General features: G+C 45.1%; 14 protein-coding genes. 6 read left to right on the top strand and 8 right to left on the bottom strand.

What is annotated here, in order from left to right; all coding sequences use genetic code 11:
- Positions 1-25: 25 nt before the first annotated feature.
- The 4 genes from CMM32_03695 to CMM32_03680 form a co-directional block, all read right to left on the bottom strand.
- Positions 26-1,102: a radical SAM protein gene (locus CMM32_03695; protein MBT06004.1), complete on the bottom strand. Its 1,077-nt coding sequence runs from the start codon at positions 1,100-1,102 to the stop codon at positions 26-28.
- Between the two features lie 140 nt (positions 1,103-1,242).
- The gene (locus CMM32_03690; protein MBT06003.1) at positions 1,243-2,724 is read right to left on the bottom strand and encodes a hypothetical protein; all 1,482 of its coding nucleotides are present in this window, start codon (positions 2,722-2,724) and stop codon (positions 1,243-1,245) included.
- Position 2,725: 1 nt separating this feature from the next.
- Positions 2,726-3,121 carry a hypothetical protein gene (locus CMM32_03685; protein MBT06002.1) on the bottom strand — a complete coding sequence of 132 codons (396 nt, stop codon included), beginning with the start codon at positions 3,119-3,121 and terminating at the stop codon, positions 2,726-2,728.
- Between the two features lie 34 nt (positions 3,122-3,155).
- A complete protein-coding gene (locus CMM32_03680; protein MBT06001.1) occupies positions 3,156-4,025 on the bottom strand; it encodes an alpha/beta hydrolase in 870 nt (289 codons plus the stop codon).
- Between the two features lie 160 nt (positions 4,026-4,185).
- Between CMM32_03680 and CMM32_03675 the strand changes: the two genes are divergently transcribed.
- Positions 4,186-4,950 (top strand): 2-deoxy-D-gluconate 3-dehydrogenase, encoded by a 765-nt coding sequence (locus CMM32_03675; GenBank protein ID MBT06000.1) that lies wholly within the window; start codon positions 4,186-4,188, stop codon positions 4,948-4,950.
- A gap of 14 nt (positions 4,951-4,964) precedes the next feature.
- On the opposite strand, the gene CMM32_03670 is transcribed toward CMM32_03675, so the two are convergent.
- From CMM32_03670 to CMM32_03660, 3 genes are read right to left on the bottom strand one after another with little or no spacing between them, the layout of a single operon-like run.
- Positions 4,965-6,122 (bottom strand): acyl-CoA dehydrogenase, encoded by a 1,158-nt coding sequence (locus CMM32_03670; GenBank protein MBT05999.1) that lies wholly within the window; start codon positions 6,120-6,122, stop codon positions 4,965-4,967.
- A gap of 33 nt (positions 6,123-6,155) precedes the next feature.
- On the bottom strand, positions 6,156-7,211 hold the full coding sequence (locus CMM32_03665; protein ID MBT05998.1) for a hypothetical protein: 1,056 nt from the start codon (positions 7,209-7,211) through the stop codon (positions 6,156-6,158).
- The gene (locus tag CMM32_03660) at positions 7,208-7,990 is read right to left on the bottom strand and encodes an enoyl-CoA hydratase (protein MBT05997.1); all 783 of its coding nucleotides are present in this window, start codon (positions 7,988-7,990) and stop codon (positions 7,208-7,210) included. Before CMM32_03660 ends, CMM32_03665 begins: the two co-directional genes overlap by 4 nt.
- A gap of 105 nt (positions 7,991-8,095) precedes the next feature.
- On the opposite strand from CMM32_03660, the gene CMM32_03655 reads away from it, so the two are divergent.
- From CMM32_03655 to CMM32_03645, 3 genes are all read left to right on the top strand, one after another.
- Positions 8,096-8,800 (top strand): hypothetical protein, encoded by a 705-nt coding sequence (locus CMM32_03655; GenBank protein MBT05996.1) that lies wholly within the window; start codon positions 8,096-8,098, stop codon positions 8,798-8,800.
- Positions 8,791-9,150: a hypothetical protein gene (locus tag CMM32_03650; GenBank protein MBT05995.1), complete on the top strand. Its 360-nt coding sequence runs from the start codon at positions 8,791-8,793 to the stop codon at positions 9,148-9,150. The genes CMM32_03655 and CMM32_03650 overlap by 10 nt, the downstream gene beginning before the upstream one ends.
- 104 nt (positions 9,151-9,254) lie before the next feature.
- The gene (locus CMM32_03645) at positions 9,255-10,004 is read left to right on the top strand and encodes an ABC transporter substrate-binding protein (GenBank protein ID MBT05994.1); all 750 of its coding nucleotides are present in this window, start codon (positions 9,255-9,257) and stop codon (positions 10,002-10,004) included.
- Positions 10,005-10,015: 11 nt separating this feature from the next.
- Here CMM32_03645 and CMM32_03640 read toward each other — a convergent pair whose 3' ends face one another.
- On the bottom strand, positions 10,016-11,005 hold the full coding sequence (locus CMM32_03640) for a hypothetical protein (GenBank protein MBT05993.1): 990 nt from the start codon (positions 11,003-11,005) through the stop codon (positions 10,016-10,018).
- A gap of 130 nt (positions 11,006-11,135) precedes the next feature.
- Here CMM32_03640 and CMM32_03635 point away from each other — a divergent pair, with 130 nt between their 5' ends.
- Together CMM32_03635 and CMM32_03630 are read left to right on the top strand one after the other, a co-directional pair.
- Positions 11,136-11,465 (top strand): DNA-binding protein, encoded by a 330-nt coding sequence (locus tag CMM32_03635; protein MBT05992.1) that lies wholly within the window; start codon positions 11,136-11,138, stop codon positions 11,463-11,465.
- Positions 11,466-11,562: 97 nt separating this feature from the next.
- Positions 11,563-12,300: hypothetical protein (locus CMM32_03630; GenBank protein MBT05991.1), on the top strand; the 738-nt coding region annotated here is incomplete at its 3' end.

Genomic DNA, 12,300 nt, shown 5'->3' with positions numbered 1-12,300 from the left:
GCGTTAGCCGTATTTGAGAAAAACTTTACCCAAAAAATAAATTACGGAATTTTCTTTTAAGCCCGATAAGATGGCTTTCCCTTGCAAAGTAAGGACCATAGGCTTTTTTTACATCGAGTTCAGGATTATTATCTTGGATATTCTGACGAATCATTTTTTCTAAGCGGAGTGCAAACCTTGGTAGTTTATTATCGCCAAAGGTCATCATGACGTGCAGGCCTGCTTGCATGCATTTGGTGCACATCTCGTGAGAATGTTTCATTTTTTGTAAATCTTGAATGGGTGTATCAAGGTAATCGGCCAACAGGTACTTGCTTTGGTCAAATACAGAACAACATAACATCACTTTTCCCTCTGAATTAATTGCCATTTGGTTATCACGCAGCCTACATTGAGAGACGTTCTCATCTCGTGCTACAGACAATGCCTTTTCCAAGGGAAAGGCTAACTGATTAACTAAGGCTTTATCTTGTTTTGTAAATTGGGTTACCGAAGGCTTTAATTTGAGAAAGGCAAGATTCTTTTCCAAAGGCATCAGGTAAGCCCAATATGTCGTAAAATCAAAATCTAAGGATAAGGCAAATTTTCGCATAGAGCTCTCTTCATCTTGATTATCTAGATACCTATGAAAAATTACGAGTATGCGTGTTGGAGAGTCATAGGATTTTTTAGCGTCTGCTAACATTTGCATGTTTTGTTTTACTAATTCTATGTTCCCGCCTCGATGTGTTGTCCCATAGCTTTTTTGATTAAATCCCGAAACAGAAATTTTGATTGTATCCGGCTTCGCTGATACCACCGCGTCAATCTGCTTTGCCAAATTGAGATTTGTGCTGATGTCGCAGCCTATATTATGCGCTTTTACGACACTTATCATCTCCGGAAGTTTTGGATGAATAAACGGCTCAGTCCAATTATAAAGAGCAAAATTTGTAACATTACATTCTGATACAGCCTTGCCCACTATTTGATCAAGAAGTTTGGGGCTCATATACCCGGATTGGAGGGGTGTTCCAGCCATATTCCCTACTGGGCAGGAGGGGCAAGATAAATTACAACGGCCAACAATATCGACGTCAAAGGACCAGCTCGTTTCTGGCATTTAGGATTCCACAATTCTCTGTATCACTAGGTTAACCTTAATGGGTTAAGAAGAAAAAACAAAAATGTTTTTAGTTTGAAAAGAGACATATCAGATTCTGAGCTTAATTATGGTTTGAGGAAAAGGAGGCCAGAGAAGTTTCACAGTTCAACAATAGGTTGAGCCAAGATCCAAAGACTCACCCCGGTGTATAAAATCATCAGGGTAACAAGTGGTAATTGAATTAAAATTCTGTTGGTGGAGAGACATAATTGACTCGCCCGAACATGGGACAGAAACATACTGAGAATATGCCCGATTATTACCGAAACAAGGGTAATGCCCCACATATTTTTTGCATTAATTATACCAATGTCTATACGGTAATCATTTGTGTTAAAAAGATCCCAGCCCAACGCATACGGGTCGGATGCCAAAGGTATGATTAGTTGCCCGGCAAGTAAGAGGTAGGATAAGTAGTGTGCAATATGATAGCCAATAGCAATGGGAAGTAGGGTCATAACAAAATGTTTTACTATCTTTGGGAGCGATACTTTTAATTTTGGCGGCGTACTCGTCCAGTTGATCAAGACTTTTGTAAGGAAAGATATAAAAATATAGGTGAAAAGAAAAAGTAATAAGGTTGAAGCTAGTCCGAGTGTCGTCAATATTGGTTGCAGACTGCCGAAGGTCTGGTGGAGCTCTCTGAAAATTGAATGAAGGGTGTTGATATTAAGTAAATACGTCTTGAGCTGTAACCAGTTCTTGGTCGCCATAAAACCATCAAAGCTAAGCCCAGCCAGTAATAGTATTGTAATAAAGACGAGACCCATAGAAGGTTCTTGCATTTTAAGAATACCAAGGGCGGGTGGCTGGATATGGAGAGTTTTTTTTGTTTTACAAAATTGGATTGGTGAGAAGTTTCCTATCAGGGTAAATATTACTGAAAAACATTCACCATATTTAAGCCAGGACTGTTTGCCATAGATTGTCATTCCTGTCCAAGTTATCAGGGTGTATAAAGTTATTACTGTTGCCAGAGTGGCTGGGACTTCTTTGTGCGGCCAAACCAATTCAATCCAGACAAAGGATAGGAAAAACATGAAAGAGGGCCAATAACCCAGCCAAGTCGGATAAGAGGTAAGTTGGATCCTTTTTCCAATGGCAACTTCTGCTAGCTGGAATGAAAAGGCCCACGGGTTGATACTATTCCAGATATTCACGCAAAGGGCTGTAAAATAAAAAAATCCTACCCACCATAATACCCAAATTGTTACTGGGAGAGGATTACTCAAAGTATTTGAGTTACCAAAAAAACCAGCGCATAAAATGATGGTTGATAGCATGATGGATAAGGTTCCTAGGGTCGCTTCAGCCATCCTTTGTATTTTGTAAAAATTAGGGTTCTTAAATGTATAACTTAATTTCAGGTCAAGGAGTTCTTTTGTCCCTTTTCGCCAGAAAAGAAGCATTAGGAAGCTTACAAAGACAATAGAAGAGGAACCAAACACATAAAGATTAAGTGGTAAGGGCAGATCATATTTGTATGCAAAACCATGGGCTAAAACAGGATTCGAGGCAAACAAAATAGCCAAAAAAATTCCTGTGTTAATTAATACGCCGAAATTTCTCACGCAATCCAAGCTAGTTAGGGTGTACCTCGAGATAAAGGAGGGTTCGTTCATGATGGGAGTTGCCTTGATGATCCTTCGCAGAAGAATGTATCTTAATAGGGAATCGGCCGGTGGCGAAGGTATTTAACTTCATCAATGCTTTGCCAAATTTGGGCACCTTTGCAACAATATCGTATCCGTGTAGATGTAAGGCGACTGTTTGATCACTTTTTAGGATTAGGGTTAAGTCTGTTCCTTCAAGTATCTTAATAACTTTGGAGGTTTCGGATACCTCTCCGCTTCTAATTTGGATATTAATGGTCTTTTCTAGGGGTGAAGGTGTAGTTCCCGCTTTAATAAATCCTTGATTAAGAAGCAATAGGCAAGCCGTTATGCATACAGTTATAAGTAGAAAATTTTTCTTCAACTCAAATACCTAGTTCCTTTTCATTGTTGAGCTTTTAGTTGGGTAAGAATTGTTCCAAATGCTGAATAAGTTCATTCAGTTTATCGTGGTGAACCCAGTGGCCAGCTTTCTTCACATCGATGATTGTGGCATTGGAAAAACAGGAAGCTCTACCATCTTCCACCGGGTTACTATCCCAACTCTCAGTTCCTCGAAGTAGTAACGTTGGGCATGCGATCCGACCCCACATATTTTGTTGCTCCTCTGGACTCAAGCCGTACGGAGGGAATACACGGACATAATTATCAAATTTCCAACTAAACGTGCCATCTTCATTTTGATTAACCCCATGGATTGTGAGGTGGTGGGCTTGGTCGGCCGTTAACCGCTCATTGGCTTCTCTCATTCGAGCAACAGCGTCCGGAATATTTTTGTACCTATGAGGCTGGCGACCAGACAGCTTTCGCAGATACTCCACCCATTTTACAAGACGGGTATCTACACTTAGCTCGTTATCCGACTTTATCTTTTCAGGAGGAATACCCAGTCCTTCGATTGCTACTATCTTTCTTACATTTTTAGGGTAAAGACCAGCATACTGGAGTGATATCATGCCTCCAAGGGAGTGCCCAATAATGGTCACTGGGGCGACGTCAGTTTGATGAACCAACTGAGCTAGATCATATACATAATCAGGTAATACGTAGCTCCCCCCAACCAACCATTGTGAGTCCCCGTGCCCTCGTAAGTCCGGCGCAATAATGTGATATTTTTCCTTTAGTGATTGGGCCAGCCAGTCCCAGCTACGGCAATGGTCTCGACCTCCATGGACCATTAGTAATGGTTCAGCCCCGGGATTACCCCAATCTACGTAATGAAGACGTAGTCGTTGAGAAAAAAAAGTATGAGAAGTGGGGCCCGACATTTTAAGAATATTAATTAGAGAATACGACGCTAATGTAGAGAAGAGCGGGTACTATAACAATATCGAAATAAATAATGGTGTGGAGATTAATTATTCGCCATATATTGTGGGTTCCATGGTGATAGGTATTTAGCCTATCTCTGATAGAGGGAGACTGCTTATGGATTTATTCGCACTTCACGGGCGCGTGGCCGTTGTGACTGGTGGTAATGGGGGAATTGGACTTGGGATGGCAAAAGGCTTAGCTCGAGCAGGCGCATCAATAGTAGTGGCAGCTCGGGACCCAAAGAAAAACAAAGCAGCGGTTAGGGAGTTAGAAGCCCTGTCTGCGAAGGTTCTGGCTGTAGAAACTGATGTAAGGCAGACTGAATCTTGTCAGACCTTATTCAGGAAGGCTGCGCAGGCATTTGGCACTGTTGACATCTTGATAAACAACGCCGGCATGAACGTGCGTTTGCAACCTGAAGAGTATGATATTGATTCTTGGAACACCGTTCTTGAAACGAATTTAACTAGCGCCATGCTATGCAGTAAATATGCCCATCAGGTCATGGTTAGGCAGGGCGCTGGTAAGATCATAAATATTGGATCGATGATGTCTATCTTTGGAGCGCCTTTTGCGTCGGCATACGCGGCGAGCAAGGGTGGTATCGTGCAATTTACGAAAGCATGCGCGAGTGCATGGGCAAAAGATAATATTCAAGTAAATGCGGTTTTGCCTGGATGGATTGATACAGATCTTACGCGACGCGGCCGGAAAGAGGTGAGTGGTTTGCATGAGAGAGTGTTGGCTCGGACCCCGGCTGGTCGTTGGGGTGACCCTGATGATCATGCTGGAGTAGCTATTTTCTTGTCGGGGAAGGGATCAGACTTTATTACCGGTGCAGCTATAACAGTGGACGGGGGATTTTCTATTCAGGCCTAGCCAGCTGCAATCAGTTATCTGACCCCTAACCCCCGGGCTATTATTCCTCGCAATATTTCACGGGTTCCACCTTGAATGGTGTATTTAGGAGACATTATAACAGCCTCTTGAACAAGCTCTTCGAAGGAACCCGCATTAGTTGGGGTTGTATTGGTTTCAATTAAGGAACATATGTCGCGGGCCGCATTTGGAAGTTCTTGCTCCCAATTTGTCCCCACGTCTTTGACTATAGAGGCTTCTAGGACAGGTTCCCTGCCTGCGCTCAGCATTCCTGCCACAGAAATAGACATTTGGCGTAATGACTGTAGTTGGGCAACTAATCGCCCCATTTGCGCCGCGCTGTGTGCATCCGGGTTTGCTCCTATTATTCTAATAAGCTCAGAAAGAATATTAATATTTTGAAGGAATCTCTCGGGACCACTTCTCTCAAAGGCAAGTTCCGCGGTGGCTTGCTTCCAGGCCATGTCTACTTCACCCAGGAGGTGGTCTGCAGGAATAAGAACGTCATCGAAAATCACATCGTTAAAATCATGCTGTTTAGCTGAATTTCTAATAGGCTTGACGGTGATGCCGGGTGTTTTCATGTCGACCAAGAATTGGGTGAGGCCATGTCGTCTATTGTCTTTCGTAGCTTTTGACGTCCTGAAAAGACCAATCATATAATGCGATTCATGCGCGAAGCTTGTCCATGTCTTACGGCCGTTAATACGCCAGCCATTTTCAGAGTATTCGGCACGGGTTTGAGCAGCAAATAGATCAGAGCCAGAGTTGGGTTCGCTCATTCCAATAGCGAAAGTGCAGTCACCTCTAGCTATTCTGGGCAGAATTTTCTCCTTGAGCTCTTCTGAGGCGTATCTAAGTAATATTGGGCCGCTTTGTCGATCTGCAATGAAGTGTGCCCATGTAGGCGCGCCCGAAAAGAGCATTTCTTCTGTCACAACGAATCGTTCAAATTGCGACATTTCTTTACCGCCGTATTTTTTTGGCCAAGTCATTCCAATCCAACCTTGATAGCCAACTTTCCGACTGAATTCACGATTAAACCCAGTCCCAGAGTGTGGCTTAAATGTGCCCTTTTGAATTTCCTCGGTTAGAAAGGTACGAACCTTCTGCCTCAATTCTTGCACTTCGACGGGTAGCTTGGTGTAGGGAAAATTGATTTTTGTTTCCATCGGATTTATCTTCTTCGAAAGGGAGTTATTCCATTAGTAGGTTGTCAGTTTGTGCCAGAGACCTTCCGGTCCCAATTTAGCAACCAGTTTTCCGATCTCCGTTGCCCACGTCGCTTCATTGCCAAAGTCATTGCGCCATGACCATAGTCGGTGGGTGAAAAGGTGGAGGGTATATTCTTCTGTAAATCCCATTGCCCCGTGAATCTGATGAGACAATGCGCAGACCCTATTTGCTGCTTCACCTACTCTAACCTTTGCAGAAGCAAGGGATATTATGTTTGTTTTCCCTATTTGAGAATCTTGGATAAAAGATTCTTCCGCAGCAGCCGTTATGGCCAGCGCACTTGCATACTCGCCAGCAATGACGGCCAGGTAGTGTTGGATGCTTTGGAATTTAGAAATGGGTCGACCGAAAGCCGGCCGCTGTTGTGCGTACTCGATGCACATGTTTAACACTGCACTAATTGCGTGGGTCATTTGGATAGAACGTGCGAGAGCGCCAAGTAGAAGAACACTGGAAGGATTTAGTGCGGGGAGTGGATCGACAAGGGCCAGAGGTTCGACTTCGCTAAGTGATACGCTATCCCGTGGTTCCGCTGCGACATTGTGTCCAGGAAGAATCGAGGCATCAGCTGTCTTTAGGATAGCAACTTGATGACCAGTTCCAGAAGGTGGTTCCACTAAAGCTGCCAGATGTTTGGAGCTTGCCGCAAACGGAACTTTCTCGGCACGGCCGCTAATCTTACCATTCTCATCAACCTTTATCTTGCTGGCGGGTTGGGAGACTAGGAGGCTTAGGGGTCCCTTGGGTATTGTTATTGCTGCTTTGCTTAAGAGCCAACCAGCTAGCAGTGTTTCTGTTACTGGAGCAGGATCCCAAAATTCGCCAGTAATCCCAATTATTGTCAAGCCATCTCCAACCGCACCTCCAGCGCCTCCAAGTGCTTCTGGGCACCAAGCTAGGGTAAGTCCTGAGTCCTCTAATGTCTTCCAAAGCTTATTATTGCGTTTTTCTGTCGGAGGCCAGGGTGAACCGAGTTCCGTGTATATGCGTCGGGTTGCATCTATGAGTTGTGGATCAGTATTCATTTTCCAATAAAACGAGCTGGACGTCGTTCAGAGACGGCTTTAACTCCCTCAGCAAAGTCATGAGTATCTCGTAACCAAGTTTGTTCTTGGAGTTCCCTTTTTGTTGCTATCCGAATCCGTTCGGCTAGGTCTCCTCGGAGCGTTTCTCTCGTTGAGAGTAGGCCGAGAGGTGCGCATTCTGCTATTTCCGTTGCCAAACGAATACTTGCCTCGAGTACTTCTGATTGGGGGACTATCTCGTTGATTAGCCCCATATTAAAGGCCTCTTCACCTTTTATTCTTCGGCTAGTGTAAAACATGAGCTCAGCACTATTTTGGCCAATTAGCTTTGGTAGGGTAACGGTAAGGCCAAAGCCTGGGTGAAATCCCAATTTAGTAAAATTTGCTGCGAAACGCGATTCGGCACATCCTACCCTAAAATCCGCCGTTAGCGCTAAGCCGAGCCCACCACCCACGGCGGCACCTTGTATAGCGGCCACTATAGGCTTTTTTGCGCCAAAGATGCGTACCGCTTCAACATAGAGGGGCGCTGGGCTGCCCAGCTCGTATTGGGCTTCACCATCAGATGATTGAGAGAATTGGGCGCCGGCACAAAAGGACTTACCTTTGGCCGCCAGTACCACTGATCGACAAGGCACATGCTGATCAAATTCGTCTAAGGAATCAGCGATTTGCCGGATCAAAGTGTGATCAAAAAAGTTGTGGGGGGGACGATTAATCTCAATTAATCCAACATTCCCTTTTAGGGATACAATAATGTCTTCGTAGGAATTACGCATAGTTAAAATGCTTCTCTTTCTGTTGAATTTAGGGCACCATAGCCTATGTTGCTTGTCTAGTCGCCATAAAGGTTTATAGATGGAATCTAAGGACACAAAAAGTTTATGCAAATGGCATTTTTACCGGAGTTTAGGAGGGCGGTAATTATGGAAAAAGATATAAGGAATGTGGGCGAGAAAGAATCTCGAGTAGCGGATAATGAGCTTTCGGAATTTGATAACATCCTCGAGTTTCCTCAAGTGCCTAGCTTTAGGTATGATCCGCTTAAAGATCCGGAAGTACTGGATTTATTGCGGTCATGGTTCACGGCGGGGGAGAAGGTGATTTTTCCAGCGGATGTGGAGTGCTATCGTAGACATCTTGAGGCGGTAGAGGGGTTATCAGAGGAGGAGGCAGGGGAGCTTGGGTTGAAGGTTCCGTGCCATATGATTCGTTCTCCAGCCACCGAGGCTAGTCAAAAGGTGGATGCCTTCCGATATAGGCTTGGGGTTTGGGAGATGAGAGTGACCAATATTATTGTGGGTGCTTGGTTATTTGATCGGTATGTTGATCAAGCTCTGCTTGAAAGACTAATGCCGGATTCTAATTTTGAGAAAATAATTCCTAAATTAGTTGATGGTGGTTTGGTCAGCATCCAACCAGGTGGCAGTATTTTGCCATGCCGAATACTGTTGTATCGAGCTGTTGAACAGGTGGTTTGGTTGTTTGGCACAATGGCTCCGTTGATTAAGAAATTTAGTGGACCTGCATTTTCAACTAAAATGGCCCATTGGCCACCATTCGAAGAGGAGGCGCCGTCATGCGGTTAGGTGAGAGATTAAGAGTGTTGAGAAAAGAGCGACATTTCAATGCTGAGTTATTAGCGGGCGCCTGTGGCGTAAAGGCAGGAGCGTACCGGCGTTGGGAACGAAATGAAACTGAGCCATCAGTGAGCCAAGCTATAGAGTTAGCTCGAGTTTACCAGATGACTTTGGATGAAATGTTGTTCGGTTCTGGTGAGGGAGGGTCCGTCGTATCTGTGGACGTAGAGCCAGGACAAGAGGTAACTGTCCGCATTTCGGGAAATGCGGCGCAGCCAAAAGTGAGCTATCAACCTGCGGTTAAGATAGGTGGTGGCGAGGATCAGAGATACTCTGAAGGTAAATGGGCCGCAAAATAGGCGGGCGATTTGTCTTAGTTGTGTCCAATAGGTCCCTGGGTGGCGCTCCACAAATCGATTTGGGGGTGTGTTCATTAACATGAGACACAACTGTGGGCAGAACATTGAATAATACCCCTAAAAATATAGCTTCCGAATTGGGCCTTTTGGGGAAGCTGCGGGCGGGGATTAACCTTTCCAATTTCCTTCTTGTAAGTGGAGTTGATAGCGAGGGGCTGCCATTTGGAGTAGCTCCTGATATGGCTGAAGCTGTAGGCAAGTCGTGGGGATGCGAAGTTGAATTAGTGCCATTTCCAAGCCCAGGTGTTTTGGCCGATGCCGCTTCGGAAGATGTGTGGGATATAGGCTTAATTGCTGCAGAACCAGCTAGGGCGGAGACTATAAAATTCAGCGCCGCCTATGTTGAGATAGAAGCAACCTACATGATACGGCGAGGTTTGGATCTCAAACAAATTGATGAAGTTGACCAGAATGGAATAAAAATTGGTGTAGCTGGAAGAAGTGCTTATGACCTATACCTTACCCGAACCATAGAGAACGCGGGTTTGGTGAGAGGAGAAGGTCTGGGGGGCGCGGTCGAGCTCTTTGCGGAGGGGAAGGTAGACGTGCTGGCGGGGTTAAGACCCGGGTTAATTGCGGACGCAGCGCGTCTGCAAGGCAATGTTCTTGCTGGACGTTTTACTACCGTGCAGCAAGCTATGGGAAGCTGTAGAGGCAATGAAGCCCTTTCACAGGAGTTAGCTTCCTTTGTTGAAGAGGCCAAAACGAGCGGCTTGGTTGAGAGGTTGATTAAAAAGCATGGAATGGAAGGGAAGTTGCTAGTAGCTAAGCCCAATATTTCTGCAGGCCTCTAACTATTTGCCGCTCAGATTTTTTGAACGTTCTTCCAAGCAGATCGCATCCACTTAACACACGCAATGCTTTGTTCAAACAGAGAATATTTACACCCCTGTCCATAGTCGAACGCGGGTATAAATTCGGTGGATATTTGCCCCAATTTGTTTGTATCATCGGTGAGGTGATGGCGCATTAATGCGCGAATTGTTTCCTTCCATGGCTCAAGAGATTCTTCTCGCCACTCAGTATGGTATGTGCCTTCCGCTGGTTCCTTAAAAGGAAACTGAATACCTCGGCCTGGATTCTTATTTTCGTCAATGGCATCAAGGTTTTTTGGGTTATTGGGGATGACTGCACGTGCATGGCAGTGTTTCACCCACGAGGCATCTATCCATTGTTTGCTAATGTTCTTGGGATTGAATGGGTCCAGAATGAGGGAGCCATTTTCTACGTCTTGGCGTATTCCACCAATTTCTTGCTCTAGTGGGTTGTTTATTTTGAAAATCACATGACTGTGATCCAGAGTGATGTTGAATTCCACTCCATAAGATTCTACAGCTAGGCCAACTTTTTCAACTCTTCTAAAGTCTTCTGACCACATGTTGACGTGAACTTCAAAGCAAGGTGATACTCCGTATTTATCTCCGATCTCTTGGAAGTCTAGGTAGGCCTGCACAACCTCGGTGTTAGACACTGGGGTGCCATCGGAGTGGTTCGCCCGGATTTGAGTATTGTGGACAAGGGAACCTAGCTGTTTCGCCAGTTTGATATTTTCTTTGAACAACTCCTCGTCACTTCCGAGAGTGTAGTACCACCCCCCAGCTAATATGGGGAGATTATATTTTTGGCTGGCAGCGGCAAAATCATCTATTTCGTGGGTTGCTGGTGTTTTGTCGACATAGTCGTGCACGCCAGCAGCTTTCACCATACGAAATCGGTCATCAATGGCTGGCAGGCCATCAGCCTCTGTATGTCTTATGCCATTCGTTTGTATGCCGAATAGTAGTTCTTTAGTCATCAATTAAGGTGCCTCGGAGAGCTAATTCCGTTGAGTGTAGCCTTAAAAGTCGTTCAACGTAGTCTTTTCTTTTGGTCAACTTGGCCAATTTTTCCATATTTATTCGTCGTCGTTCATGTTACCATACAGTATGACTATCAGGACGGCTAAATTTCAGCTCGGGGCGATCGTGCGCCACCGGCTTTTTCCTTTTCGGGGGGTTGTTTTCGACGTGGATCCGGAGTTTTCGAATACCGATGAATGGTGGGAGTCGATCCCAGAGGATGTAAGGCCCCGCAAAGATCAACCATTCTATCACCTGTTAGCAGAGAATGAAGAGACGAGTTATATAGCATATGTGTCTGAGCAGAACTTGCTAATGGATGAGACAGGGAAGCCAGTTTCTCATCCTCGTGTGGGTGAGTTTTTCACACACAAGGAAGATGGCCGGTATGTGGTTCGCGAGACTTATACAAACTAAACCCATCGCGAAATGCGGCTAAAATTCGAAGAAGTTGGTCGGAACAATGTTGCCGCGCCTACGCGAAAAATTTTTAACTAAATCGAGCAATTAAGTTATGGCTTTTGTTATGTTGACCCAAAGTAGGGGGCGTCATACGATTGTTTCAGAGAAATGGGGGATATTAAATTTTTGGAGAGGCGGGGTGATACAACAGCGTATTTGTAAAATAGGTTTGAGTTTAGCAAGTTTGCTTGTTCTGCTTATCGCTAGCGTGACGCATTCATCTGCTGATGACAAGATTGTTAGAATTTGGCATACCGAACCCAATAATAGAACACTTTCGGCTATGCGGGACATTATTGCCGATTATGAGCGGCTCAACCCCGGTATTCGGATCGAGCAAGAGGCAATTGGCTGGGGTTCCCTGCTTCAAAAATTGCAGGCAGCGCTGGCGGCGGGCGCACCTCCTGATGCGGCTCATGGCTATACCGGTCTAATACTGTCGCTCTCAGAGGTTGGTCTTCTGCGTCCATTAGATGCGGTGGTTGATTCGATTGGCGAAGAAAATCTTTTCGAAATTGTACAACGGGTCAGTAGAAATGATGAGGGACGTTACTACGGATTGCCGCACTGCATTGGGGCTGATGCTATCGTTTATAGAAAAGATTTGTACCGCCAATCTGGTTTAGACGATGCGGTTGCCCCAAGGACCTGGGATGAGTGGCTGGTCCAATTAAAGAAATTAACTGTTGATACGGATGGCGACGGCACCATCGATCAGTATGGCTTAGGTTTGGCTGGGGAAGGAGGTTTTATTGGCGAAGAAGTTTTGATGTGGACGGGCTCGAACGGC

This window comes from Rhodospirillaceae bacterium, from assembly GCA_002728255.1.
Taxonomy (GTDB): Bacteria; Pseudomonadota; Alphaproteobacteria; order UBA7887; family UBA7887.
This window is presented reverse-complemented; position numbering and strand designations above follow the sequence as displayed.

What these genes read in the sequence shown, in the direction of transcription:
- CMM32_03675 (MBT06000.1), top strand. Translation starts at nt 4,186, where the DNA reads ATGGATTTATTCGCACTTCACGGGCGCGTGGCCGTTGTGACTGGTGGT.
- CMM32_03655 (MBT05996.1), top strand. Translation starts at nt 8,096, where the DNA reads ATGCAAATGGCATTTTTACCGGAGTTTAGGAGGGCGGTAATTATGGAA.
- CMM32_03665 (MBT05998.1), bottom strand. Translation starts at nt 7,211, where the DNA reads ATGAATACTGATCCACAACTCATAGATGCAACCCGACGCATATACACG.
- CMM32_03695 (MBT06004.1), bottom strand. Translation starts at nt 1,102, where the DNA reads ATGCCAGAAACGAGCTGGTCCTTTGACGTCGATATTGTTGGCCGTTGT.
- CMM32_03680 (MBT06001.1), bottom strand. Translation starts at nt 4,025, where the DNA reads ATGTCGGGCCCCACTTCTCATACTTTTTTTTCTCAACGACTACGTCTT.
- CMM32_03640 (MBT05993.1), bottom strand. Translation starts at nt 11,005, where the DNA reads ATGACTAAAGAACTACTATTCGGCATACAAACGAATGGCATAAGACAT.
- CMM32_03670 (MBT05999.1), bottom strand. Translation starts at nt 6,122, where the DNA reads ATGGAAACAAAAATCAATTTTCCCTACACCAAGCTACCCGTCGAAGTG.
- CMM32_03650 (MBT05995.1), top strand. Translation starts at nt 8,791, where the DNA reads ATGCGGTTAGGTGAGAGATTAAGAGTGTTGAGAAAAGAGCGACATTTC.
- CMM32_03635 (MBT05992.1), top strand. Translation starts at nt 11,136, where the DNA reads ATGACTATCAGGACGGCTAAATTTCAGCTCGGGGCGATCGTGCGCCAC.
- CMM32_03660 (MBT05997.1), bottom strand. Translation starts at nt 7,990, where the DNA reads ATGCGTAATTCCTACGAAGACATTATTGTATCCCTAAAAGGGAATGTT.